This is a genomic window from Bacillus sp. MHSD_36 (genome assembly GCF_030757775.1).
Classification (GTDB): domain Bacteria; phylum Bacillota; class Bacilli; order Bacillales; family Bacillaceae_G; genus Bacillus_A.
The window spans coordinates 310,377-334,620 of sequence record NZ_JAVBIS010000002.1; the positions used below are offsets into that span (position 1 = coordinate 310,377).

Sequence of the window (24,244 nt, forward strand, 5' to 3'; positions counted from 1 at the left end):
TTTCGCTCAAAAGCCAATAGTACCAAGCGTTCACAATTATTTATTACATTTTATTTACAAAAAAAGCAAACTCTTTTATAAGTTTGCTTTTTTCTATCTTATAATGCACATTCCTCAATCTCAAACCCTAAATCTTCAATCATACCCCAGTCTGCAGTCGGTTCTTGTCCAGCTGTCGTTAAGTAGTCTCCAACAAAAATAGAGTTCGCTGCAAATAAACCGATTGGCTGTACAGAACGTAAATTAATTTCACGCCCTCCTGAAATACGAATTTCTTTCGTTGGGTTTACAAAGCGCATCATCGCCAGCACTTTTAAACATTCTACTGGTGTTAACTCCTTTTGCCCTTCAAGCGGCGTACCCTTTACAGCAACAAGGAAATTACATGGAATTGAATCTGCATCTATACGTTGTAATTCGAATGCAATTTCAGCACGCTCTTCTATTGTCTCTCCCATTCCAAAAATCGCTCCTGAGCATGGTGAAATGCCCGCTTGTTTCGCTTTTTGAACTGTATCAACACGATCGTCATACGTATGAGTCGAGCAAATGCTTTCATAATTATTTGCATGTGTATTTAAGTTATGGTTATAACGATGTACGCCCGCTTCCGCTAAACGTCCTGCTTGATCTTCATTTAAGAAACCTAAACAACAACAAATCTTTAAATCTGTCGTTTCACGAATCTCCTTAACTGCTCCAATTACGTGATTGACCTCTTTATCCGTCGGACGACGACCAGACGCCACAATACAATATGTACCCGCTTTACGGCGAATTGCTTCATGTGCTCCTTCTACAATCTTTTCCTGCGTTAGCCATGCATATTTATCAATCGGTGCTTCTGAAATAATAGATTGTGAACAATATCCGCAATCTTCAGGGCATAATCCAGACTTCGTATTAATAATCATATTTAATTTTACTTTCTTACCAAAGTGATGATGGCGAATGATGTAAGCTGCATTCATAATTTCTAAAATCTCTGTATCGTCAGCCTCTAATATCGCTATTGCATCTTCTTTCGTAATCATTTTCTCTTCTACTACGTCGTATGCAAGTTTTTTCCAATCCCTTTTTGTTTGTACTTGTTTCATTTCATCTCTTCCCCTCTTTTGTTATATGCACAAATAAAGCATGATACGTTGCCATTATCCCTTCATTTTCCGTGAAGTCTCTTTCGTATATACGAAGCATCGCACGAAAGAGTGAGGGACTTTGACAATATGATTCTTTATTACTATTGGTCGCTCCTACTTTACGAATAGAATGTAGAAACTCCCTAACTTTTGTAAATCTCTCTATGTAACATGTTTCAGAAACATGTACATCCCCTGTTTCTATCTCACATATATGGAGCAACTGATTTTTCGAATAAAAACGTTGCCCAATCGATGTTTCATTTTGTATATTTTTTTCTTCTTTCGCCCGCTGGAACGAAGCATGCAATTCTTGAAATGTTTCCTGTCCAAACGTTGAAAAGAGTAATATTCCATCTATAGACAAATGATGAAATAAATTTCTTATCACTTGTTTTAAATCATTTAGCCATTGAAATGTGGCATTTGAAATAATGACATCATACGTTTCTTCTAGTCGTAATCTTTCGATATCCTCACAGTAAAATGTTACATTGTTTACATTTTTTCTATTTTTCGCAACTGCAATCATACTTTCAGCAAAATCAATAGCTGTAATATGTGCTTTCGGAAATAAGTTTGATAATTGCTCTGTAACATATCCTGTCCCGCATCCAAGTTCTAAAATACGTATCGATGCATTTGCACTATATCGCTGATTTAATGTAGAAAGTAATGAATGTGCCATCTTTTTTTGTACATTTGCATATTGATCGTAGGATACAGCTGCCACGTTAAACCGTTTTTGTAGTAACGTTTTGTTGATCATGTCGTATCCCCTCTACAAATTGAATTATTTCATTTACGCAATATTCGAAATTCGTTACGCATAATGCATGTCCAGCCTTATTTACTACCTTGAGCATAGCAGTCTCATTCTTAGCCATATTACGTGCTGCAGACAATGGACATATTACATCCTGCTCTCCGTGAATAAGTAGGATAGGAACTTTAACTTCTTTCAGTTCTTCTCTCATATCTGTTTCTATTAAATAATCTAAACCTAATTGTAAAGACTGAATAGAATCACCTTTAAAGTGTTTTATTATATCTTCAAAGCTTTTATTCTCTTTCAGCTCATCTTTCGTAAACATATTTTCATAAAACCGCTTGAGCGTATCTTCTTTCTTTCTCGCCAAATTCTTTTTTAGCCGTTCTACATGCAAAGCATTCCATCCACTCGTATAGTCGCTCGTATTTATAAATTTGGCAGTACCACCAATTAATACGATACCTTTTGCCTTAATCTTTTTATGAGCTTCAACTGCCGCTAACGCCCCTAATGACCACCCAACTAAAATTACATTTTCATCCTTTGCTACATCTATTATTCGCCCTGCAAATTCACTTTGTTCTTTCACATTACGCCAATTGATACATTGAACAGAATATCCTTTAAAATACGGCAGAACTAAAGTCCAAATATTTTCTTCCATTCCCCACCCAGGAATAAAAATAATCTTTAGCTCTTTCATACTAAAAACCCCTCTTCTTTACCAATGCGTATAATATGCTGAATAGCCCAGTTCAAATCAGCTATTGTATGTTGGGATGTAACTGCAAAACGGACCCGTGAACTTTTAACTGGAACCGTTGGTGGACGAATTGCAATTGCAGCAATCCCTACCTGTTGCAACCTTTTACTAAACCGTAAAGCTGTTTCATTTGAACCGACTACGATCGGTACAATATGAGTTGAGCTATTTCCTATATCAAAACCAGCTTCTCGTAAATGGTTTCTGAAATATGCTCCATTCTCTATAAGCCTCTCTCTTCTTTCATTATCTTCTTTTACAATTTCAATTGCTTTTTGTACCGCTCCTAATGTTCCTGGCGGTAATGCAGTAGTAAAAATAAAGCTTCTCATCATATTGTGTAAATACTCTATATAAATTGCATCGCCTGTCAAATACGCACCATAACACCCTAAAGCCTTACTAAACGTCCCCATATGTATATCTATGTTTTGAGCAAGATCTTCTTCTATATGAGATAATCCAGCTCCGCCGATTCCATATATTCCACTCGCATGTGCTTCATCAACTATAATGATTGCCCCGTATTTCTCTTTCAGCTCCACTAACTCCCTCAAATACGCAGTATCACCATCCATACTAAAAACAGTATCTGTTACGATTAATTTCTTCTTTTCAGGAGATGCTGTTTTTAACAACGTCTCCAGATGATTTAAATCATTATGACGATACCTTTTATGCTCTGCCCCGCTTAATATAATTCCATCGACGATACTTGCATGATTTAATTTGTCACTAAACACAATATCGTGACGACTCGCTAATGAAGAGATCACCCCAACATTTGCGGTATATCCACTATTTACAACTAAGGCTTTTTCAGTGCCTTTCCAATCACATATACTTCTCTCAACCTCTTCATACAGTGAATAATTTCCTACAACTAGTCTTGATGCCGTCGCCCCTGCTCCATATTTTCTTGTGCATGCAATAGCAGCTTCTTTTAACCTTTCATCACCAGCTAATCCTAAATAATTATTTGACGCTAAATTTAGCATCCTTTTCTCATCTCGAATAAGCCATGTCTCTTCTGCTTGTTCTGTTACATGCAAATTGCGATACTGCCCTTGCTCATTTAATTGTTGCAATTTAGATTGAAGATGTGTGCGCCACGTTTGATTCATTTCGGATAAGCTCCTCTAATTTTGAAATCATTATATATTCTTTAGCAGATTCCAAGACTTCTTCTTTTGTAAACTCACCTTCAAAGAATGGTAATAAACCTATAACCGGTACCCCACTTAGCTCTTCAATCATTTCTTTATTTTCTTGTACTCTTTCCATTTCGCATTCTTTGCAGCCAGATAAAATTACACCTGCTACTGTTAAACCATGTGCCTTTGCATAAGCAATCGTTAAAACTGTATGATTTACTGTCCCTAATGTAGGGCGTGCTATTACAATAAGTGGAAGTTGTAATTCTTTTGCGAAATCAATTACTAAAGCGTCCTCTGTATACGGAACAGCTAATCCACCTGCTCCTTCTACAAGTAGACTATTAAACTCTTTCAATCGTTCATTATAGTGATGAATAATGTCCTGTACATGTACTACTCTTCCAGCTCTTTTCATGGCAAGTCTCGGAGCAAGCGGCTCTTCAATAGAATAAGGGCAAATTTCATCTTCTTTTGTCGGTACACCTGATAATGCTTTTAGCCTTGCTGCATCTCCCTCTGGATTTGATGCAACATGTCCACTTTGCAACGGTTTATATACCCCGATATTATATCCCAATTCTCTAAATACACCTGCTAATGCACCGGCGACTACTGTTTTCCCCACTTCAGTATCCGTTGCTGTTATAAAAAAACCACTCATTATTCTCCCTCCGTAACATCCGAGATTGCTTTATACAAAATGCGTAACATATCATCAATCTCCTCAATTGTAGAAGCAAGTGGAGGCATAAATACAATCGTATTACCGAGCGGTCGGATAATCATGCCTAGTTCTCTCGAGCGTTTACATACTTGAACCCCAACTCTCTCTGTCCATTCAAACGCTTCTTTCGTTTCCTTATTCTTCACAAGTTCAATTCCAATCATTAACCCGCACTGACGAATATCCCCTACATGTTTATATGCAAAGAGTTCCTCTAATTGCGTCGCCACATATTCTGTTTTACGCGCTACTTCTTCTATTAAATTTGTTTTTTCATATAGTTCTAGATTCGCAATTGCTACCGCACACCCTAATGGATTCCCTGTATAACTATGTCCGTGGAAAAACGTTTTTTGTTCTTCATAGCCTCCTAAAAAGGCATTATAAACTTCATCTGTCGTTACAGTAATTGCAACTGGTAAATATCCGCCCGTTAAACCTTTCCCGGCTGTTAAAATGTCCGGTGTTATATTTTCATGTTCACATGCAAACATTTTTCCAGTACGCCCAAATCCAGTCGCTACCTCATCTGTAATAAATAAAACATTATATTTCGTACATAAATTACGTAGCCCTTTTAAGTATCCTTTTGGCATTGTAATCATACCGCCAGCACCTTGCATTAAAGGTTCTACAATAAGCGCCGCAATTTCTTCATGTTTATCTTTTAGCAGCTCTTCCATTTCTTCTAAATGTTTTTTCACAATTTCCTCCTTATCATTTCCATAAGGAGAACGATATGTATATGGATATGGCATTTTAATTGCCTCAAATAAAAGTGAACTATACACTTGGTGAAATAAGTCTATTGCTCCTACTGAAACAGCTCCAATTGTGTCGCCATGATATGCTTCTTTTAATGTAACAAATCTTTGTTTCTTCGGTTTCCCTTTATGCTGCCAATATTGAAAAGCCATCTTAATTGCAATTTCAACGGCGCTAGAACCAGAGTCTGAATAAAATACTTTCTTCAAACCTTCTGGTACAACTTCAATTATTTTTTCCGCTAATAAAATAGATGGAACGTTAGCAAGTCCTAACATAGTAGAATGGGCAATTTTATTTAATTGTTTACGAATTGCCTCATCTAGTTCCGGTACTTGATGTCCATGAACATTTAACCAAATAGATGAAACACCGTCCCAATATTCATTTCCCTTTACATCGTATAGCTTTCTTCCCTCTCCTCGTTCAATAATGACAGGATCTTCTTCTAAATAATCCTTCATTTGTGTAAACGGATGCCATACATAGGCTTTATTTTTCTCCGATAACTCTTCATATGTATATGACGGTTTGTCAGTCGTACTCTTACTAAAAGTCACAATTGTCACCCCTAATGTCAACTAGTTTATAAATATAGTTAACATTAAATCTAAATGACTGTCAATTATTTTTAAATCAAGTAGTTCTTTAAAAAGAACAACTTATCATACGATAAGTTGTTCTACTTTCCATGTTGTATCTTTCCGATTTCTAAAATAATCTCTTCATCTTTTTTTCCTTCTGTATCAATCCCAAGTTGTTTTGCATGTTCAATCAATAGATCATGGCGCTTCTCAAATCTTGCGGTATTTACTTCTTTCGCAACCTCTTCTTTTGTTTTCCCTTCCGTAGAAACCCCTAGTTTCTCAGCTGCTTTTTCCATCGACTTCTTCTCTTCAGCTTCTTTTGCTTTCTTCACTTCTGACTGCTGTATTTGCTTTTGTTTCGCCTGCTCTGATTCAGCTGCAAAAGCTGTGTAAATTCCAGCACTTCCGCCGATGACTAGTAAGGTAGTAAAAAGAATTATTTTTTTCTTCACTCTTTCCTCCCCTTTCAAATTCATTATAACGCACATTTTCACAGGATTAAAATCGTTCTCCTTTATTTCCCTAAAAAATTATTGAATATTTTTATTGACATGTCAGACGAATATATGATAAAAATTTAACTAACATCATATGAATCGGCATTGATAGGATTTAGTAGTATTTCGATTTCTGATTTCAGAGAGCTGGTGGTCGGTGCGAACCAGTACAGAGCGAATTATGAATTACCCCCTGGAGCTTCTTTTGCGAAACGTAAGGAGTAGTAAAAGACGGTTATAGACCGTTATATCTAAAGAGTGGTGAAACGACACTGTTTCACAATTTAGGGTGGTACCGCGAATTTTTCGTCCCTGCATATATTGCAGGGACGTTTTTATTTTATTAGCGCATATCATACGACCCTTTATTTTGTGATACATTCATTTCACAAGCTAGGGTGGTACCGCGATTTCTTCGTCCCTGCATAATTATATGCAGGGACGTTTTTTTATCCAATCATTTTCGAATCATATTGAAAAACCAACAATTATCGGTAATTTGTCACAAAATTCTAAATTTTAGAAGGAAATAAACAATATTGGCGAATTTTATATAAAAAAGAGCTATTTTAGATTACTTAGGAGGGGAACACAATGGTTTCAAAAATTGAATCTGTTCTTTTAACAATTTTTATCTTTTTCTGCATTGGCTTTAGTGTTATCAAATTAGAAGTTTCACCACACATCCCGATTTTATTTGGCATCGTTCTTTTATTAGCATTTGGATTTATGAAAAAAATTGATTGGTCTACGATGGAAAAAGGGATGATTAGTAGTATTTCAGCTGGTATTCCATCTATTTTTATTTTCTTACTTGTAGGCGTATTAATTAGTGTTTGGATCGCCGCTGGAACAATCCCAACTTTAATGGTATACGGCTTCCAACTTGTATCTCCTAAAATTTTCATTCCAACTGTTTTCGTTGTTTGTGCAATTGTTGGAACGAGTATCGGTAGTGCCTTTACAACTGCCGCAACTGTAGGACTTGCCTTTATGGGCATGGGTAGTGCTCTCGGATACGATCCGGCTCTAATTGCTGGTGCAATTATTTCTGGTGCGTTCTTTGGAGATAAAATGTCTCCTTTATCTGATACAACAAACTTAGCTCCTGCTGTAACGGGTGTAGATTTATTTGAGCACATTCGTAACATGCTTTGGACAACAGTTCCAGCCTTCATTATTGCTTTTATCGCATTTTTCATTTTAGGAGGCGGCACTAGCGGAGACGTTGACTTCACAAACTTTATTAGTACATTAGAGAAAAATACAACAATTTCTATCGTTACACTAATCCCAATTTTATTACTGTTCCTATTCGCATTTAAAAAAGTTCCAGCAGTTCCAACATTGCTTGCAGGAATCGTGGTAGGAATTATTATTCTCTTTATTTTTAAACCTAGCACTTCTTTAGCTGATTTAATGAAAATTATGCAAGACGGCTATGTTTCTAAAACTGGTATTAAAGACATTGATAGCTTACTATCTCGCGGTGGTTTACAAAGTATGATGATGTCGATTGCGCTTATTTTCCTAGCTCTTTGTATGGGAGGATTATTACAAGGAATGGGTATTATCGCGCAGCTGATGAATATCATCTCTAGCTTCGTAAAAAATAGTACACGCTTAATTATTTCTACTGCTTCAACTGCAATTGGTGTAAATTTCTTACTTGGTGAGCAATACTTATCCATCGTTTTAACAGGACAAGCATTTGCTAATAAATACGATGAAGTCGGTTTAGAACGTCGTAATTTATCACGAGTATTAGAAGATGCAGGTACAGTTATTAATCCGCTCGTACCATGGGGTGTAAGTGGTGTATTCTTATCGAACGTCCTTGGCATTCCGACATTTGATTACCTTCCATTCGCAATTTTCTGTTTAGCTTGCCCAGTCTTAACAATAATTGTTGGTTTCACTGGATTTGGCCTTTCATGGAAGAAAGAAAAAGCTGTAACACTTTCATAATATATTAAAAAGGATTACCTGAATCGGTAATCCTTTTATATTTCTCCACTATCTATTTGCTTTCTTTCTTCTAAATAACAGAAGTAATCCTGCTCCAACAAACGCCAAACCTGCTCCAATTGTAGAAACAACACTTGTACCAGTCTTCGGTAAATCACGTTCTTCTTTCTTTTCGCTTACTGTTGTTGTTTCTTTTGCGTTTTGATTATCCATTGTAGTTTGTCCAGATCCTGCATTATTACCTTCATCTGTTGGTGGTGTCGTTGGATTCTCTCCATTATTCCCTTCACCTGTTGGTGGTGTCGTTGGGTTCTCTCCATTATTCCCTTCACCTGTTGGTGGTGTCGTTGGGTTCTCTCCGTTATTCCCTTCACCTGTTGGTGGTGTTGTTGGATTTCCTCCATTATTTCCTTCACCTGTTGTTGGTGGTGTTGGGTTCTCTCCACCAGTTTCCTTATCATCATCGTTCTTCTTCGTTATATCAATTGCATATTTAGCAAATTCATTTTCAGATGGTCCAACATATGATATTTTCCCATCTTTCTTTATATATTTTTGTGCATTTGGTGAAGAATCGAATGTTGTATGTAATTTATCGGCAACAATCGGTTTAAACATCCAATTTTTATCTGCTGCTGGATCAATAACTGGTGTTTCTTGCATATACTTCACAATGATTTGACGTGTTTCATCTTGTGATTGATATACAACTTCCCCTTTGCTTACACCTGGGAACGTTTGGCTACTTCCACGATAGTTATTTGTAGCGACAATAAACTCTTGATTGTCAGCTACTGGTTTACCTTCATATGTCATATTTACAATACGATTCGCATTTGCATTTACAACTTTTCCATCTTTATCGTATTTCGCTGGTTGTGTTACATCAATTTCGTATTTTAAGCCATCTAAAATATCGAAGTTATATGTAGGGTATCCTATATTTACTAACGGCTGTTCTTCTGTTTTCTTTGGATAAATTTGATTAAACTGACCTGCAGACATTTCAAGCCATTCTTTCACTTGTGCCCCATTTACTTTTACAGCATATAAAGTATTTGGATATACATATAAATCTGCCACGTTTTTAATCGCTAACGTTCCAGCTGGAATGTCCGTATAATATGTAGCACCGTTTCGGCCACCTGCTTTAAATGGTGCACCCGCAGATAAAACTGGAATTCCTTTATATTTTTCGTAATCTGGTTTTTTAAATTCCTCTTCTACATACCATTTTTGCGCATTTGTCACAAGTTGTACGGAAGGATCATCTTGTACTAATGAGAAATAACTATTAATTGGCGCTGTCGTTTTTCCTACAGCTGTATTCACATAATCAATTGTCGCTTGATGCTCATCTTTAATTTCATTAACTAATTTTTCATCAGATTGTACGAATGGGTTCCCTTTACCATCAGCAATCGGACGAAGTTGCGGCTTCGATTGCTCTTTTTGTACTTCCCATTTTCCGTTTACCTTTTTCAATTGCATATCAATAATACCTAAGTTACTTCCAAAGACGCCAGGCATTACAACTGGAACACCATTAAATACATCCTTCACTTCAGTATGTGAATGTCCCATTAATACTGCATCTACACCAGGAACTTCTGTTAAATAATACGACGCATTTTCCATCCCAACGTTGTATCCACTCTTATCGACGCCAGAATGCGCTAGTGCAACGACAATATCTGCATGTTCCTCATTTTTCAGTTTCGGTACTAATTTATTCGCTGTTTTGACAATATCTTTCGCTTTTACTTTTCCTTCTAAATTTGCCTTATCCCAGTTCATAACTTGAGGTGGGACAAATCCTATTACACCAATTTTTACTATTTGTTTTTGGCCTGCTTCATCCACTACTTCTTTCTCTAAAATATGATATGGTTTAAAATAATTTTCATCGTTCGCTTCATTATTATCATGATCATCTTTATAGACGTTCGAGTTAATAACCGGGAACTCTGTTTTACTAATTACTTTGTTTAAATAGTCTAAACCGTAGTTAAATTCATGATTCCCAAGAGAGATGACGTCATACTTCATTAAATTCATTAAACGATATAATGGATGTGTATAACTAGGATCCACAGGCTTCTTCGGATCATTTATTTTATTCGCTACATAATCTCCAAGTGGTGTCCCTTGTAATGCATCCCCATCATCAAATAGGACAGAGTTCTTCGCTTCTTCACGTGCCTTATTAACAAGTGTTGCAGTTTGTACAAGACCTACTTTATTATCTGTTTTTGTTTGATAATAATCGTAATTCATTAAGTTAACGTGAATATCTGATGTTTCTAGAATTCGTAAGTTAACCGTACTCTCCCCAGTTTGCTCATCTGCATGAGCTGTTGCTGGCAATACTTGCGGCGCTATAACACCAATAGCAAGAGTTGCTCCAGCTAGCATTTTTTTTGACTTTTTCACAAAAAATCCCCCTTATACAATTACCAGAAATAATGAAATGAATCCCTATCTTTCTCTAACCACATACCTTTTTTCTTCTATTAGAGACACAATTTTCATTTCACCCTGCGCTAACGAGTAGTCCCCTTAAACGCTCGATTGATGAAGACTAACAATTAATAGGAAATAAAGCTCCCACTAATTAAAGTTTCACCTTATCTGACATTATCATATATAAAGTTCTTTCCTATCGTCAATATTTTTTGACAAACTTCAACAAATTTTCTGTAAAGTTATTATAAACTTTTCATAAACATATAATATGCCCTTACATTGTTAATACTGCTGAATATGATACAATTACCAATTACAAGGAGGATGAATTTATGAAAAAAGTCATCTTAACAATTGTTTGTCTCCTCCTTCTAATCATTTCTTATTCTTATTTTGAAAAGAACGATGAGACAAAACAAAATGAACCAGAAGAAAAAACAGAAAAAACATCTACTCCAAGTTGGATTGATAAGCAAACAAACGATTCTTTCTATCATCTCGTACTAGGTGATTCGCTCGCCAAAGGATATGGATCGACGCAGGGAGGATTTGCTGAATTAGCTTCTAGACAAATCGAAGCACAAATTCATAAACCAATTACCGTAGAAAATCTTGGGATAAACGGTCTTACAACAGATCGTCTCGCTAAAAAAGTTCAATCAGAAGATGTAAAGCAAAAGATTAGAGCAGCAAATATCATTACGATAAATATTGGAGGAAATAATTTATTTCGCTTAAATCGTGATGTCGGTGTTATAGACGGTATTAAAATGTTAAATAAAGAAAAGGCTCATTTTGAAGCGGATGTAAAAAATATTGTAAAGACAGTTCGAGATCAAAATCCGGATGCTTTACTCATTCTTTCTGAACTCTATAACCCGTTACAACTTGATGATTCCATCGCGAGTTATGCAGATATGTTTTTAGATGGCTGGAATGAATCTGTTTATTCCATTGCTAAAGCAAATCAACCGTCTATCGTTTTACCAATTCGCAAATTAATATCTAATGATAAGAAAGAATTACTCTTTGACCAAGTACACCCGAATGACAAAGGCTATACGATTATTGCCGATTCATTTACAAAAAAAGTGTTGGCCTACAAATATTAAAATTTCCATGAAACAATTCTATTTTTATAACATGTCTTTTTTGTTACAATGAGAGTGGAAGGGGGCCTTTATATGGAATCACGCGAGTGGGAACGTATTGTTGATCATCTTCTTTCGCTAGTGCCTCTTTTTTATCGCAAATTTATGCTTCCTGGAGAATTTTCTTCTCAAAGACATATGCCGCCATCACATACACAAGTATTACTACTTCTGCATGAAAATGGCACATTAGCAGTTTCCGAAATCGGCAAGCGGCTAGCGATTTCAAGGCCCAATATGACACCTCTATTAAATAAACTGATTCAAGAAGAATTAATAGAGCGTCATTATAGCGAAAAAGATCGACGGGTCATTTTAATTTCCCTAACAGCTGAAGGGAAATTGTTAGTAAATCAATATCAACAATTCATTTTAGACAAATTAAAGGAAAATTTCCAAACGTTATCTGAGGAAGAACGTGAAAAACTCATTCACTCTCTTCAAACCATTCAAAATTTAATTTTGAAAACGAACGCATAAAGCTGCTTCTAAATAGAAGCAGCTTTATGATTCGTAATAATTACCGTAGTATACATTTGAATATGGCCATGTCGTTAAATATGGTTTTTGTTCTTGCGTAGGCTGTTGTTGTATTTGTGACAATTGCTGTACTTGTTGTTGTCGATATAATTCGTATTGTCTATTCATATCATAAACCGGATAATAATTTACATATGGATATACTTGCGGTACGTAATAATACATTCATTCTCTCCTCCTTTTTCTTAAACATATTCAAAGGAGAAAATGAGTGTGACTCTCTTTATATTTGCACAAGTGGTTCTCTCACTCGTTTCTTTCTGTTCTTCAAACGTAACTTACGGTTCTTTTCATATAAATAATGCACAACAAAATATGAAATTACCCCAAACACAACTCCTATTATCGTCATACCAATTAATACATACACCTCACTCTGTAACAAGCTCTTTAACATCGTAAAAATGTGGCTTGAGAACAAGTCAGACATTGTAAATGGTTCATGGTGTATTTTTTTCACATGAAATGGATAAATCATTTTTCCTAACGCATAAGCAAATGGAAATAACAATACCGGTAAAAATGATATTTTCCCAATAATATTACCAATAACCGCAGCAGGAAAGGATCCCTTCGCTAATCGAACGATTGGATAAAATACTATATATACGAGCGATGCCGTATATATAACCAGCATCTCTAAACCAAAACCAATCGCAAAACCTAATGATACTTTCTTTGCACCTTCTGGTGATCGAAGTAACTTATAATATTGAAACTTTAATATTCTCCACATCCGCTGAAAAAACGAATATGTTTTCTTAGGTGTTTTCACTCTCATCATCTCTTTAACTATATTTTTATATGTAGTATGCCCTTACATACTCTGAAAAACAAATTTCACTTTCTCTTTTATTATAAATGATATCGAAATGGTTAACTAAATATACATATGACATTTCAATATAAAAAGTGCACCTCAAATTGTTATTCGTGTCTAACAATTGAGGTGCACTTCATTTAAGAAAGCTCTTCTACATTTTTAAATAAACTTACTAATAATGCTTTTTGCGCATGCAATCGATTACCAGCTTGCTTAAAGACGATAGACTGTGGTCCATCTATAATTTCCCCTGTTACTTCCTCTTCGCGATGGGCAGGTAAACAGTGTAAGAAACGATATGTTTGCTTCGCATGCGTAACAAGTTCTTTATTGATTTGGTAAGGTTGAAATAAAGTATATTTCTCTTCTTCTCCCTCTTGCCCCATGCTCATCCAAACGTCAGTATAAATGAAATCTGCTTCATTCACCGCTAGTTCAGGGTTATGCAGAATTTCAATTTCAGCTCCTGTTTGCTCGGCAATCGCTAACGCTTTTTTTACAATCTCTTCATTCGGTTCATATCCTATAGGCGTTGCAACAGCCATATGCATTCCGACTTTCGCACTCGCTAACAACAATGAATGACATACATTATTTCCGTCACCTACGTAAGCCAATTTTGTTCCTTTAAATGTATTTTTTTCTTCATATATTGTCATTAAGTCTGCCAATGCTTGACAAGGATGATGATCGTCCGTTAAACCGTTAATTACAGGTATGCTCGATTCTTTCGCAAGCTCTTCTACATCCGCATGTGAGAATGTACGTATCATGATCCCGTCAATATAATGAGATAATACTTTCGCAGTATCTGAAACGCTCTCTCCTCTTCCAATCTGCATCTCTTTCCCACTTAAAAACATACCATGTCCCCCGAGCTGTACCATTCCCGCTTCAAAAGATACGCGAGTACGAGTTGAATGTTTATCAAAGATAAGCCCTAATATTTTGCCCTGTAATAAAGGCTCCTGCTTATTCTTTTTTAAATATATAGCGAACTCAATTAAAGAAATAATTTCTTCTTGTGTCAGTTCTTCTAATGTTAAAAGATCCTTCGTATTTAATTTCGGTACTTGTACAGTTGACATGAAACTTCCCCCTTATATAATTGATACGTTTTTTGTACAAACTACTTTTTTTATCATATATACTGCCTGTTCTAATTCTTCATTCGTCACAATAAGTGGTGGTAATAGTCTTATAACAGTAGGTCCTGCTTGTAATACGAGAAGCCCTTCTTTCTCTAGTTGTTCTATAAAACTTGAAACCTCATGCGTACACTCAATTCCAATCATAAGCCCCTTACCACGTATATTTTGAATACATTCGACATGTCGTAATTCCTCTTGCAACTTCCGTAATACGTACTCGCCCTTTTCCTTTACTTCTTTTAAAAACGATGGTTTCTTAGTTATTTGCAATACTTCTTTCGCTGCAGCCATTGCAATATAGTTTCCACCAAACGTTGAACCGTGTGATCCTGCAGGAAACGATGTTCCAAGTTCTTTCCGGCCAATCATTGCTCCAACTGGAATGCCATTTCCAAGCGCCTTAGCGGTAGTAACGATATGAGGATGTATTCCCATTTGTTCGTAAGCAAATAATGTCCCAGTTCTTCCAATTCCAGTTTGTACTTCATCTATAATAAATAGGGAACCGGACTTCTTACATAATGTTTCAATCTCTATCAAAAAGGCTAGATTAGCCGGTACTACTCCTCCCTCACCTTGAACAACTTCTACCATTACTGCCGCAACTTCTTCATTCATTACCGCTTCCAATGCCTTAATATCGTTAAAAGGAATATGTAAAAAAGATGGAAGTAATGGACCAAATCCCTCTTTCACTTTATTTTGTCCCGTCGCACTCATCGTTCCGAATGTTCTACCGTGAAAAGACTGCTCGCATGTTACGACGAGAGATTTTCCAGTATGCTTACGGGCTAATTTCAAAGCTGCTTCATTCGCCTCTGCCCCACTATTACAGAAAAACACATAATCTAATGCTATATTTTCTGTTAATAATGACGCGACTTCTTCTTGTAAGCTGTTTGTAAACAGGTTAGATATATGCCATATTTCATGCAGTTGCTCTTGTACGGCTTTCATAACAATAGGATGACAATGTCCTAAATTACATACACCGATTCCTGATGTGAAATCTAAATATTGCTTACTGTTATTATCAATAACTTTCGTTCCTTTTCCCTTTACAAACTCAATCTTTCTTCTCCCATACGTTTGAAAAAGATGACTGGTCATGCAATACTCACACCCCTCGTTACCGTCGTTCCGATACACTCACCTGTAACCCCAGTAAAATCCTTCGTTCCATTTACGATACTAACCTTTTGCACTCCCATTTTTAATGATGTTAGTGCCGCCTGTACTTTCGGAATCATCCCACCTGTAATAACACCGTTTTCTATAAAATTAACAATCTCAAATTCGTCGGTTTTCTTTACTAACTTCCCTTCATGTAATACCCCATCTACATCTGTAATAAAAATGAGTTCTTTTGCAGATAATGCGGCCGCAATTCCAGCTGCGGCGGTATCTGCATTTATGTTATAAATCTCATTATCATTTATGCCGACCGGAGCAATAACAGGAATATAGTTCATATTTATTAATCCTTTTAGTAAGGCCGTTTCGACATACCTTACTTCTCCCACATATCCTATCTCCTCACCGACAGGTTGAACTTGAAGTAACTTGCCATCACACCCTGAGCAACCTACCGCAAGTAAATTATGTCTTTGCAACTTCATTACAAACTTTTTATTCGTACTTCCGCATAGCACCATTTGAACAATATCCATAACTTCTTTTGGTGTTACTCGTAATCCATCTCTTTTTTCTACTTCGATGTTACAATCTTTTAATTGAGCATCAATTTCTGGGCCACCGCCATGGACAATCACTACTTTATACTTCTGTTGCAATTTCTTTATGCAATCAAAAAACACATCATTTAGTTGATCCAACATACTACCGCCGCATTTCACTACAATATAATCGCTCATCTTCTCTCTCCTTATGTACGATAACAAGCGTTTATTTTCACATATTCATAGCTTAGGTCACAGCCCCAAGCTGATCCTGTCTCTTCTCCTAAATGTAAATACACATTAATCATAATTTCATGTTCTTTTAATTTCATTTTCATTTCCTCTTCAGAAAACATTTGAGGTTCGCTATTTTTCAGCACCGCAATAGATTGAAGAGTAATATCAATTGTATTTGGGTTAATCGCGACTTCACTTTGTCCAATACTGCTAATAATTCGCCCCCAGTTTGGATCTTCACCATGTATTGCTGTTTTCACAAGACTCGAACCGACTATTTGCTTTGCAATTTTCTTTGCTTCTTCATTCGTTCGAGCTCCTAACACATTTACTTCTATTAACTTTGTAGCGCCCTCACCATCTTGTGCGATTTTTTTCGCTAAATCTTCACATACCTTCTGTAAAACAAATACGAAAGTTTCCCAATCTGCATGTTCCATATTGATTGGTTTCGTTTCTGATAATCCACTTGCCATAACGATGACCATATCATTCGTAGAAGTATCTCCATCTACCGTAATTTGATTGAATGTATGATTCGTGATTTGTGATAATGCTGTTTGTAATACGTCATGCTCTATATGAGCGTCTGTCGTAATAAAACTTAGCATCGTTGCCATATTTGGATGAATCATCCCTGAACCTTTCGCAACACCAGCAATCGTCACTTTCTTCCCATCAATCATCATCTCATAGCAAGTTTCTTTCGTTATAAGATCCGTCGTTAAGATTGCTTCAGAAAAAGAATGAGCTTCACTTTCTTCCTTCGTCGGGATAAGAGTTGCAATTCCCTTTCGGATGATATCCATCGGTAAAGGGACACCAATTACACCTGTTGAAGCAACTGCAACGTAATTTTCTTTCACTCCAAAATGTTCCGCTCCTAATGCACGCATCTCGTAAGCATCCTGTAACCCTTTCATTCCTGTACAAGCATTTGCATTTCCACTATTGACGATAATAGCTTGTAATTTCCCTTCAGCCGCTATACTTTCTTTCGTTACTTGCAGGGGAGCTGCTTGTATTTGATTCGTTGTATAAACGGCAGCACATGATGCTGGCACTTCACAAATGATTACACCTAAATCCTTTTTGTCTTTTTTCAAATCATTTGCAGTACCGATTGCCGAAAAGCCTTTTGGCGTTACAATTGAACCATTTTTTAATTTTGTAATAGACTCTACTTTAATCATCATGTCCCCCTTATAAATAAAGCGGCATATGCTGTAAACCTGTTGTTTCTTCTAGTCCCGCTACTATATTTGCATTTTGAATCGCTTGCCCAGCCGCACCTTTCATCATATTGTCTATAACAGAAACGACTGTCACTCTTCCGGTTCTTTCATCGTAAGCTATCCCCATATCACAATAATTTGAGCCCCTCACTTCTTTCGGACTTGGAAACTCTCCTTGCATACGAATTCGAATGAAAGGCGATTGCTCATACGTTTCTTCATATAATTTTTGAAGTTTCTCTATTTCCATTTCTCGTTTTACTTTCGCATAAAGTGTAACCATAATCCCCCGTGATATCGGTATTAAATGCGTACTAAACGTGATTGGCTTTGTTTCCCTATCCCACTCTCTAAGCATTTGCTCGATCTCAGGAACGTGTTGATGCTCATTTACTTTATAAATACGCAGGTTATCGTATAACTCAGGAAAGTGAGTCATTGTTGTTGGCGTTTTGCCTGCTCCTGATACTCCTGATTTCGCATCAATAATTATGGAATCCTCTTCAATTATGCCGTTACGGACTAATGGCAATACCGCTAATAATGCAGCTGTAGCAAAGCATCCTGGGTTTGCAATTAAATCTGCATTTTGAATCTCAGACCTTTTCCATTCACTTAACCCATATACAGCTTTACTAAGAACTTCTTCTTTTGCAGCTGTCCTTTTGTACCACTGTTCATATATAAAAGGGTCTTTCATACGAAAGTCTCCAGATAGGTCAATTACTTTTAAACCTACTGCTAATAATTTTGGAGTTAGCTCTGCTGATACTCCTGCCGGGGTTGCCAAAAATACAATTTCTGCTTCTTTCACTATTTCCTCTGCATCAATTTCTTGTAACGTATGAACAAGAACGTTTTGAAAATGCGGATATACATTTGTTATACACTCGCCAACTTGAGAAAAAGAATGAAGAGATGCTATCGAAAAATATGGATGTTGCTCTAATAACCGAATTAACTCAATACCTCCATACCCAGTTGCTCCAATAATTGCGACTTTCATATGCTCCTCCTCATATCAATTCTTTAAATTAAGTATGATTATAATATTGTATATTTATAGAGTCAATTAAATATTTATAAATTTAATAAACTTTAAAAACTTAATTTTACTGAAAAAACAATATACAGAGCAGATTTTTTATACATAAATAGTGTATAGTAGTTTTTTTGTTTTGCTTCAAGTACAATAAAACAATACATGTATACATACAGGCGGGGAAAAACATGAATGAGAAATTAATTGAGAAAATGATTATAAAAAGTTTTCAACAATATCAATGTAATCCTATGTCAAATGAAGATCAGGAAATGCTAATTAAACATATTCAAACGATAATTCATTCAAATACTGAAATTGATGTATACGAGGCAATTGAGGATATCGTTTACGATTATGTGACTGGAAAATAAAAAAATAGGAGATTTCCATATGGAAATCTCCTATTTTTTACTTAATGATTTGCCTGCAATACGCTCAAATAAACCCGGGAATAGAACATACAGCTTCGGACCAATGCCCATCCACTTCGGTAAGTTTACTTCACGCTTTTTCATTTGCATCGATTTTACGATTTGTTCTGCAACATATGTTGGTTTTAACATGTATCGTCTCATATTTTTCACATATGTACCAGATTGATCAGCTATTTCAAAAAAGTTCGTATCGATTGGACCTGGATTAATCGCTGTTACGAAAATATTTGTACTAGATAATTCCATACGTAAACTATTCGTAAATCCTAATACGGCATGTTTCGTCGCTGCATACGCACTCGATTTCGGAGTTGCAATTTTCCCAGCAAGTGAAGCAATATTAATAATATGCCCTTCGTTTCTTTTCACCATATAAGGTAGTACTGCTTTCGTACAGGCTACTAATCCAAATACATTTACTTGAAACATATCTTTCACTTCATCCATTGACGCATCTTCAAACGTTTTAAAAATACCAAATCCCGCATTGTTTACTAATATATCAATACGTCCCACTTCCTGTAATACCTTTGAAAAAACAGATTGTACTTCCGTCTCTTCACTTACATCTAATACATAATAATAGCAAGGCGTATTATAAGTTTCTTTAATTTTTTCTGCTAATGCTTTTAATTTCTCTTCTGTTCTAGCCATTAATACTGGCGTTGCTCCTTGTTCTGCAACTTGCATTGCAACTTGCTCCCCAATTCCACTAGAAGCACCTGTAATGACGATTACTTTATTTTGTAAACGTCCCGTCATTGCTGTCACCTACTTTGCATAATAAATCAATTGTTGCGAAGAATCATCAATCATCACTTGTTGATTATATGCTAAAAAGTCTAATTGTCCAACCGTTTCTGAAATAGTAAGTGGCAATTGCTCCTTATATAATACTGGAAATAGTTTTACACATACTTCAAATGCTGTCATTGGTTTTTCCTTTAGTAACTCAAGCACTTTAAACGCACGTATTTCTTGCTTTTGTAATCTCGTTTCAATAAGTTGTTTCACATTTAGAACATCTTCTCCATGTCCTGATAAAATGCGCGAAATATTCATTTCACTTAAACGCTTTAACGTTTGATTATATTGCAATAACGGGCGTGCCCTTTCTGTTTGTCCTTCATATGGTGGTTCTAATATTGGATTCGAAGAAATATGACTAATGAGAGCATCCCCGCCAATTAGTATTCCATCAGATTCTCTATATAATGAAATATGAGTGGAAGCATGACCTGGTGTTTCAATCACTGTAAAACCAGGCATTGAATCAATACGATCTCCCTCTCTCACAGTATGCGTTAACGATCTATTACAAGAATATTTCAGTGTCCTTGTCGTCAATAACGCCTCGTCTTTCAAAAATGCTGCTGGAACACCAAATTGTAAAGCCGTCTCTCTAAAAAACTCATGATATCGCTTTAAAAATTCTGGATTTTGCGTGATCCAAGGCTCATTCCAAGGGTGTCCAATAATGTTCGTCTTCTCAGAAAATATATTTAAAAGCCCACAATGATCCGCATGATGGTGCGTAATGACTACTGTTTCAATATCTTCTATCGTATATCCTAATGTACCTAATTGACTTTCTAACGCATTTCTTGCCTCTTCTGTATTAGTCCCTGTATCAATTAATGTTAATGTCTCCCCCTCAACTAAAAACACATTCACAGTTTCAACTGCAAATGGCACAGGAATCTCCATTCGGTGAATCGCCGTCATGCTTAGCCCCCCTGTCTCTTTCCGGTTCAAAAATGAATACTTCTTCAGTTTACAACTTCCTTATATATTTGTCATTATTTTCAGATAAAAAGAGGTGTTTCCTAGAAAAAAACGAATGTATGTACATTTATAAGAATTTCTAACCAAAATTAAAGGAGGAACATCATGTGTATTCAAAACATTTCCTTTCTCGGTGCGGGCTCTATTGCTGAAGCGATTATTGGTGGCTTGTTACATGCAAATGTTGTGAAAGGCGAACAAATTACTGTAAGTAATCGTTCTAACGAGACAAGATTACAGGAACTACATAACAAATACGGTGTCAAAGGTACACATAATAAAAAAGAACTACTTACTAATACAAATATTCTTTTTCTAGCAATGAAGCCAAAAGATGTTGCAGAAGCCCTTACCCCTTTTAAAGAAGACATACATAATAACCTGCTTATTATTTCGTTATTAGCAGGTGTTTCTACTCATTCAATTAGAAATCTACTTCAAAAGGACGTTCCGATTATTCGTGCCATGCCAAATACATCTGCAGCTATTTTAAAATCAGCTACTGCTATCTCACCTTCAAAGCATGCAACAGCGGAACATATTCAAACTGCCATCGCTTTATTTGAAACGATCGGTCTCGTCTCTGTTGTAGAGGAAGAAGATATGCATGCTGTCACTGCATTATCTGGAAGTGGGCCTGCTTATATTTATTACGTAGTAGAAGCGATGGAAGAAGCTGCAAAAAAAATCGGTTTAAAAGAGGATGTTGCAAAGTCACTTATTCTTCAAACGATGATTGGTGCTGCTGAAATGCTAAAAGCAAGTGAAAAACATCCGTCTATTTTGCGAAAGGAAATTACCTCTCCTGGTGGAACGACCGAAGCGGGCATTGAAGTATTGCAAGAACACCAATTTCAACAAGCGCTTATTTCTTGTATTACACAGGCTACACAACGATCGCATAATCTTGGGATAACATTAGAACAACTAACAAAAGAAAAATAAAGTGAAACTTTAATCAGCCCTCACCAATCGGACTTTAATGGGCAGCCCGCCCCCCACCTAAATTCTTTGCTTTCGCTGCATTTTGAGGTGGGGGTCTTACTGCCCATTAAAGTGGGATAAAAAATGGAGCTCAATCTTACTTGAGCTCCATTTTTTATAAATATATATTGTTTAGTTATTAGTCTTCCCAAAAATCTCTTCTTGCAGACGGCGACCAGTCGGTGTTGCTGCAAGTCCACCTTCAGCTGTTTCACGAAGTGCTACTGGCATCGTTTGTCCGATTCTAAACATTGCCTCAATTACTTCATCACATGGAATGGTACTCGTTACACCAGCTAATGCTAAATCAGCTGAAATCATCGCATTTGAAGCACCCGCTGCATTACGTTTTACGCAAGGTACTTCTACAAGTCCTGCAACAGGATCGCATACTAAACCAAGCATGTTCTTTAATGAAATTGCCATCGCTGTAGCTGCTTGATCTGGCGTTCCGCCAGCCATTTCAACTGCAGCTGCAGCTGCCATTCCACTTGCTGAACCAACTTCAGCTTGGCATCCTCCCGCTGCACCAGAAATACAAGCGTTATTGGCAACAACCATACCAAAAGCTCCTGCTGTAAATAAGAATTCAATCATTTCTTCACGTGTAGGCTGCAATTTTTCTCTTAGTGCAAATAGTACACCTGGCACTGTTCCAGCAGACCCTGCTGTTGGTGTTGCACAAATAATTCCCATTGCTGCGTTTACTTCATTTGTTGCAACAGCTTTACTCACTGCGTCCAAAATCGTATCTCCAGATAAGCCTTTTCCGCTCTTCATATACGCTTGAACTTTTACAGCATCTCCACCAGTTAAACCAGTTGGTGATTTCACTCCGCGAATACCACGTTCTACTGCTTGCTCCATCACGACTAAGTTCTTTTCCATACCAGCAATTACTTCTTCACGCGAAATACTTCTTGTTTCCATTTCACATTGAATCATAATTTCTGCGATTTTTACATTTTGTTCTTTAGCTTGCGCCACTAGTTCCGCTGCGTTCCGAAACATGGTGTGTCCCCCCTGCAATTATTCCATAATAGTTACTTGACAAATATTTTGTTGCGCTTTTATTTCTTCAATCACTTCATCTGCTAATATTTCATCTGTTTCGATGACCATAAGCGCTCTTCTTCCTTTTTCTTTACGAGAAACACTCATTGTACTAATGTTAATCTCGTGTTTCGCAAGGATTGAAGCTACTGCTGCAATAGCACCGAAGCGATCGTTATTTACAATAAGTAGTGCTGGACTCGTGCCTGATAATTGAAGATCGAATCCATTTAATTCTACAACTTCAATTTTACCGCCACCAATTGAGCAAGCAACAACTTCAATTTCTTCTTCACCTTTATACAAACGAATTCTCGCTGTATTTGGGTGAGGTGCATTTGCATCTTCTTCAATGAATTCCACTTCAATTTCGCGCTCTTTTGCTATGTCTAGTGCCTCTGGAATACGTAAATCATCTGTTTCAAATCCTAATATCCCACCTATTAGCGCTACATCTGTACCATGCCCACGATACGTCTTTGCAAATGATCCATATAATGAAATGCTTACTCTTTCTGGTTCATGACGAAACAGCTGGCGAGCAACTTGCCCCATTCTTGCTGCGCCTGCTGTATGTGAACTTGATGGACCAATCATAACTGGACCAATAATATCAAATACTGAGCGATACTTCATCATAACTCCCCCTAAACCTCTATGAAAAAATTTTTTACTATTCTATTAAGCTACCGAATCGGTTGCTTTTCCAGTTGTACCACGAATTTGTTCGGCTATACGAATTGGATCGTTTTTAAATAACAGTGAAGCAATATATCCTGAAATAATACCTCTTCTAATAATAAATTAAGAAACTTAGCATTACCCTCATTTAAAAATAATATAAGCTAACCCACAATAAAGTCTGGTAGCAATCCAAAGTTTAACACATAACCCCTTACAAGGATAGCATAAACAAGTGAAACTCCCATTGCTTTCATACTTTTTGATGCTTTAAAACAAAAAAGTGAAAAAGACTTAATACAAACAATAGTAATATCCTTCCTATTATAATTTTCATGTTGCTCTCTCACAATTTAGTCACCTTCACTTGTTACGAAAAATAGCTCAAATGCATGTAGCCTACAATAAATTATAATCTGCCCTCATTATAACTTGTTTTTAATAAAACGCTTACTTTTAATGAATTTTAAAAGTTCTGAATAAAAATCCATTTTTGCTATTTGTATCACTCGTATGTCGTCCGACTTATATAACAGTTTTTCTAAATAATCGATACTATGTATTTTCATCCTATATCTTCACATCATTAAAATTTTCTGTTTCATCTA

At 36.3% G+C, this 24,244-nt stretch carries 25 protein-coding genes and 1 other annotated feature; of the genes, 5 read left to right on the forward strand and 20 right to left on the reverse strand.

Annotated elements, in window-relative coordinates; all coding sequences use genetic code 11:
• Window positions 1-98: 98 nt before the first annotated feature.
• From bioB to Q9B79_RS09690, 7 genes are all read right to left on the reverse strand, one after another.
• Window positions 99-1,097: a biotin synthase gene (bioB, locus tag Q9B79_RS09660; RefSeq protein WP_000815849.1), complete on the reverse strand. Its 999-nt coding sequence runs from the start codon at window positions 1,095-1,097 to the stop codon at window positions 99-101.
• 1 nt (window position 1,098) lies between these two features.
• Window positions 1,099-1,908 carry a malonyl-ACP O-methyltransferase BioC gene (bioC, locus tag Q9B79_RS09665; RefSeq protein WP_306183744.1) on the reverse strand — a complete coding sequence of 270 codons (810 nt, stop codon included), beginning with the start codon at window positions 1,906-1,908 and terminating at the stop codon, window positions 1,099-1,101.
• Window positions 1,874-2,614, reverse strand: coding sequence for an alpha/beta fold hydrolase (locus Q9B79_RS09670; RefSeq protein WP_306183746.1), 741 nt, complete (start codon window positions 2,612-2,614; stop codon window positions 1,874-1,876). Before Q9B79_RS09670 ends, bioC begins: the two co-directional genes overlap by 35 nt.
• On the reverse strand, window positions 2,611-3,798 hold the full coding sequence (bioF, locus tag Q9B79_RS09675; RefSeq protein WP_306183748.1) for an 8-amino-7-oxononanoate synthase: 1,188 nt from the start codon (window positions 3,796-3,798) through the stop codon (window positions 2,611-2,613). Before bioF ends, Q9B79_RS09670 begins: the two co-directional genes overlap by 4 nt.
• Window positions 3,764-4,492, reverse strand: coding sequence for an ATP-dependent dethiobiotin synthetase BioD (bioD, locus tag Q9B79_RS09680; protein ID WP_306183750.1), 729 nt, complete (start codon window positions 4,490-4,492; stop codon window positions 3,764-3,766). The genes bioF and bioD overlap by 35 nt, the downstream gene beginning before the upstream one ends.
• Window positions 4,492-5,880: an adenosylmethionine--8-amino-7-oxononanoate transaminase gene (bioA, locus tag Q9B79_RS09685; RefSeq protein ID WP_306183752.1), complete on the reverse strand. Its 1,389-nt coding sequence runs from the start codon at window positions 5,878-5,880 to the stop codon at window positions 4,492-4,494. Before bioA ends, bioD begins: the two co-directional genes overlap by 1 nt.
• 122 nt (window positions 5,881-6,002) lie before the next feature.
• Window positions 6,003-6,359, reverse strand: coding sequence for a hypothetical protein (locus Q9B79_RS09690; RefSeq protein WP_306183754.1), 357 nt, complete (start codon window positions 6,357-6,359; stop codon window positions 6,003-6,005).
• 141 nt (window positions 6,360-6,500) lie between these two features.
• Window positions 6,501-6,721 (forward strand) — a binding site (T-box leader).
• A 277-nt stretch (window positions 6,722-6,998) separates the two neighbouring features.
• Between Q9B79_RS09690 and nhaC the strand changes: the two genes are divergently transcribed.
• Window positions 6,999-8,372, forward strand: a complete 1,374-nt coding sequence (gene nhaC / locus Q9B79_RS09695) for a Na+/H+ antiporter NhaC (protein ID WP_306183756.1) — start codon at window positions 6,999-7,001, stop codon at window positions 8,370-8,372.
• Window positions 8,373-8,420: 48 nt separating this feature from the next.
• On the opposite strand, the gene cpdB is transcribed toward nhaC, so the two are convergent.
• A complete protein-coding gene (gene cpdB / locus Q9B79_RS09700; protein WP_306183758.1) occupies window positions 8,421-10,805 on the reverse strand; it encodes a bifunctional 2',3'-cyclic-nucleotide 2'-phosphodiesterase/3'-nucleotidase in 2,385 nt (794 codons plus the stop codon).
• Window positions 10,806-11,170: 365 nt separating this feature from the next.
• Here cpdB and Q9B79_RS09705 point away from each other — a divergent pair, with 365 nt between their 5' ends.
• A complete protein-coding gene (locus tag Q9B79_RS09705; RefSeq protein ID WP_306183760.1) occupies window positions 11,171-11,950 on the forward strand; it encodes a GDSL-type esterase/lipase family protein in 780 nt (259 codons plus the stop codon).
• Window positions 11,951-12,022: 72 nt separating this feature from the next.
• Window positions 12,023-12,469 carry a MarR family winged helix-turn-helix transcriptional regulator gene (locus Q9B79_RS09710; RefSeq protein WP_000445817.1) on the forward strand — a complete coding sequence of 149 codons (447 nt, stop codon included), beginning with the start codon at window positions 12,023-12,025 and terminating at the stop codon, window positions 12,467-12,469.
• Between the two features lie 24 nt (window positions 12,470-12,493).
• On the opposite strand, the gene Q9B79_RS09715 is transcribed toward Q9B79_RS09710, so the two are convergent.
• The 7 genes from Q9B79_RS09715 to argC all read right to left on the reverse strand — a co-directional run bounded on the left by Q9B79_RS09715 (window position 12,494) and on the right by argC (window position 18,660).
• Window positions 12,494-12,694: a hypothetical protein gene (locus tag Q9B79_RS09715; RefSeq protein WP_306183762.1), complete on the reverse strand. Its 201-nt coding sequence runs from the start codon at window positions 12,692-12,694 to the stop codon at window positions 12,494-12,496.
• Window positions 12,695-12,752: 58 nt separating this feature from the next.
• Window positions 12,753-13,313 (reverse strand): DUF2062 domain-containing protein, encoded by a 561-nt coding sequence (locus Q9B79_RS09720; RefSeq protein ID WP_306183764.1) that lies wholly within the window; start codon window positions 13,311-13,313, stop codon window positions 12,753-12,755.
• Window positions 13,314-13,489: 176 nt separating this feature from the next.
• On the reverse strand, window positions 13,490-14,440 hold the full coding sequence (argF, locus tag Q9B79_RS09725) for an ornithine carbamoyltransferase (RefSeq protein WP_306183766.1): 951 nt from the start codon (window positions 14,438-14,440) through the stop codon (window positions 13,490-13,492).
• 12 nt (window positions 14,441-14,452) lie between these two features.
• Window positions 14,453-15,613: an acetylornithine transaminase gene (locus tag Q9B79_RS09730; RefSeq protein WP_306183768.1), complete on the reverse strand. Its 1,161-nt coding sequence runs from the start codon at window positions 15,611-15,613 to the stop codon at window positions 14,453-14,455.
• Complete coding sequence (gene argB / locus Q9B79_RS09735) at window positions 15,610-16,377, reverse strand: acetylglutamate kinase (RefSeq protein WP_306183770.1); 768 nt, start codon at window positions 16,375-16,377, stop codon at window positions 15,610-15,612. The genes Q9B79_RS09730 and argB overlap by 4 nt, the downstream gene beginning before the upstream one ends.
• A gap of 11 nt (window positions 16,378-16,388) precedes the next feature.
• Window positions 16,389-17,612, reverse strand: coding sequence for a bifunctional glutamate N-acetyltransferase/amino-acid acetyltransferase ArgJ (gene argJ, locus Q9B79_RS09740; protein WP_306183772.1), 1,224 nt, complete (start codon window positions 17,610-17,612; stop codon window positions 16,389-16,391).
• A 10-nt stretch (window positions 17,613-17,622) separates the two neighbouring features.
• The gene (gene argC, locus Q9B79_RS09745) at window positions 17,623-18,660 is read right to left on the reverse strand and encodes an N-acetyl-gamma-glutamyl-phosphate reductase (RefSeq protein WP_306183774.1); all 1,038 of its coding nucleotides are present in this window, start codon (window positions 18,658-18,660) and stop codon (window positions 17,623-17,625) included.
• A 224-nt stretch (window positions 18,661-18,884) separates the two neighbouring features.
• Here argC and Q9B79_RS09750 point away from each other — a divergent pair, with 224 nt between their 5' ends.
• Window positions 18,885-19,070, forward strand: coding sequence for a YqzH family protein (locus Q9B79_RS09750; RefSeq protein ID WP_306183776.1), 186 nt, complete (start codon window positions 18,885-18,887; stop codon window positions 19,068-19,070).
• A 30-nt stretch (window positions 19,071-19,100) separates the two neighbouring features.
• Here the strand turns inward: Q9B79_RS09750 and Q9B79_RS09755 are convergent, their stop codons facing one another.
• Both Q9B79_RS09755 and Q9B79_RS09760 read right to left on the reverse strand, forming a co-directional pair.
• Complete coding sequence (locus Q9B79_RS09755) at window positions 19,101-19,895, reverse strand: SDR family oxidoreductase (protein ID WP_306183778.1); 795 nt, start codon at window positions 19,893-19,895, stop codon at window positions 19,101-19,103.
• Window positions 19,896-19,904: 9 nt separating this feature from the next.
• Entirely contained in the window at window positions 19,905-20,858 is a 954-nt protein-coding gene (locus Q9B79_RS09760) for an MBL fold metallo-hydrolase (RefSeq protein ID WP_306183780.1), read from the reverse strand.
• A gap of 165 nt (window positions 20,859-21,023) precedes the next feature.
• On the opposite strand from Q9B79_RS09760, the gene proI reads away from it, so the two are divergent.
• The gene (gene proI, locus Q9B79_RS09765) at window positions 21,024-21,863 is read left to right on the forward strand and encodes a pyrroline-5-carboxylate reductase ProI (protein WP_306183782.1); all 840 of its coding nucleotides are present in this window, start codon (window positions 21,024-21,026) and stop codon (window positions 21,861-21,863) included.
• A gap of 171 nt (window positions 21,864-22,034) precedes the next feature.
• Here the strand turns inward: proI and sdaAA are convergent, their stop codons facing one another.
• The 3 genes from sdaAA to Q9B79_RS09780 all read right to left on the reverse strand — a co-directional run bounded on the left by sdaAA (window position 22,035) and on the right by Q9B79_RS09780 (window position 23,986).
• Window positions 22,035-22,913: an L-serine ammonia-lyase, iron-sulfur-dependent, subunit alpha gene (gene sdaAA, locus Q9B79_RS09770; RefSeq protein ID WP_306183784.1), complete on the reverse strand. Its 879-nt coding sequence runs from the start codon at window positions 22,911-22,913 to the stop codon at window positions 22,035-22,037.
• A gap of 18 nt (window positions 22,914-22,931) precedes the next feature.
• Window positions 22,932-23,591, reverse strand: a complete 660-nt coding sequence (sdaAB, locus tag Q9B79_RS09775) for an L-serine ammonia-lyase, iron-sulfur-dependent subunit beta (protein WP_306183787.1) — start codon at window positions 23,589-23,591, stop codon at window positions 22,932-22,934.
• A gap of 209 nt (window positions 23,592-23,800) precedes the next feature.
• Window positions 23,801-23,986 (reverse strand): hypothetical protein, encoded by a 186-nt coding sequence (locus Q9B79_RS09780; protein ID WP_306183789.1) that lies wholly within the window; start codon window positions 23,984-23,986, stop codon window positions 23,801-23,803.
• Window positions 23,987-24,244 lie beyond the last annotated feature (258 nt).

What these genes read in the sequence shown, in the direction of transcription:
- sdaAB (WP_306183787.1), bottom strand. Translation starts at nt 23,591, where the DNA reads ATGAAGTATCGCTCAGTATTTGATATTATTGGTCCAGTTATGATTGGT.
- Q9B79_RS09710 (WP_000445817.1), top strand. Translation starts at nt 12,023, where the DNA reads ATGGAATCACGCGAGTGGGAACGTATTGTTGATCATCTTCTTTCGCTA.
- bioB (WP_000815849.1), bottom strand. Translation starts at nt 1,097, where the DNA reads ATGAAACAAGTACAAACAAAAAGGGATTGGAAAAAACTTGCATACGAC.
- Q9B79_RS09750 (WP_306183776.1), top strand. Translation starts at nt 18,885, where the DNA reads ATGAATGAGAAATTAATTGAGAAAATGATTATAAAAAGTTTTCAACAA.
- argF (WP_306183766.1), bottom strand. Translation starts at nt 14,440, where the DNA reads ATGTCAACTGTACAAGTACCGAAATTAAATACGAAGGATCTTTTAACA.
- Q9B79_RS09715 (WP_306183762.1), bottom strand. Translation starts at nt 12,694, where the DNA reads ATGTATTATTACGTACCGCAAGTATATCCATATGTAAATTATTATCCG.
- argJ (WP_306183772.1), bottom strand. Translation starts at nt 17,612, where the DNA reads ATGATTAAAGTAGAGTCTATTACAAAATTAAAAAATGGTTCAATTGTA.
- Q9B79_RS09755 (WP_306183778.1), bottom strand. Translation starts at nt 19,895, where the DNA reads ATGACGGGACGTTTACAAAATAAAGTAATCGTCATTACAGGTGCTTCT.
- bioF (WP_306183748.1), bottom strand. Translation starts at nt 3,798, where the DNA reads ATGAATCAAACGTGGCGCACACATCTTCAATCTAAATTGCAACAATTA.
- Q9B79_RS09705 (WP_306183760.1), top strand. Translation starts at nt 11,171, where the DNA reads ATGAAAAAAGTCATCTTAACAATTGTTTGTCTCCTCCTTCTAATCATT.
- Q9B79_RS09720 (WP_306183764.1), bottom strand. Translation starts at nt 13,313, where the DNA reads ATGATGAGAGTGAAAACACCTAAGAAAACATATTCGTTTTTTCAGCGG.
- Q9B79_RS09670 (WP_306183746.1), bottom strand. Translation starts at nt 2,614, where the DNA reads ATGAAAGAGCTAAAGATTATTTTTATTCCTGGGTGGGGAATGGAAGAA.
- proI (WP_306183782.1), top strand. Translation starts at nt 21,024, where the DNA reads ATGTGTATTCAAAACATTTCCTTTCTCGGTGCGGGCTCTATTGCTGAA.
- nhaC (WP_306183756.1), top strand. Translation starts at nt 6,999, where the DNA reads ATGGTTTCAAAAATTGAATCTGTTCTTTTAACAATTTTTATCTTTTTC.
- Q9B79_RS09730 (WP_306183768.1), bottom strand. Translation starts at nt 15,613, where the DNA reads ATGACCAGTCATCTTTTTCAAACGTATGGGAGAAGAAAGATTGAGTTT.
- sdaAA (WP_306183784.1), bottom strand. Translation starts at nt 22,913, where the DNA reads ATGTTTCGGAACGCAGCGGAACTAGTGGCGCAAGCTAAAGAACAAAAT.
- bioC (WP_306183744.1), bottom strand. Translation starts at nt 1,908, where the DNA reads ATGATCAACAAAACGTTACTACAAAAACGGTTTAACGTGGCAGCTGTA.
- Q9B79_RS09760 (WP_306183780.1), bottom strand. Translation starts at nt 20,858, where the DNA reads ATGACGGCGATTCACCGAATGGAGATTCCTGTGCCATTTGCAGTTGAA.
- argB (WP_306183770.1), bottom strand. Translation starts at nt 16,377, where the DNA reads ATGAGCGATTATATTGTAGTGAAATGCGGCGGTAGTATGTTGGATCAA.
- bioD (WP_306183750.1), bottom strand. Translation starts at nt 4,492, where the DNA reads ATGAGTGGTTTTTTTATAACAGCAACGGATACTGAAGTGGGGAAAACA.
- argC (WP_306183774.1), bottom strand. Translation starts at nt 18,660, where the DNA reads ATGAAAGTCGCAATTATTGGAGCAACTGGGTATGGAGGTATTGAGTTA.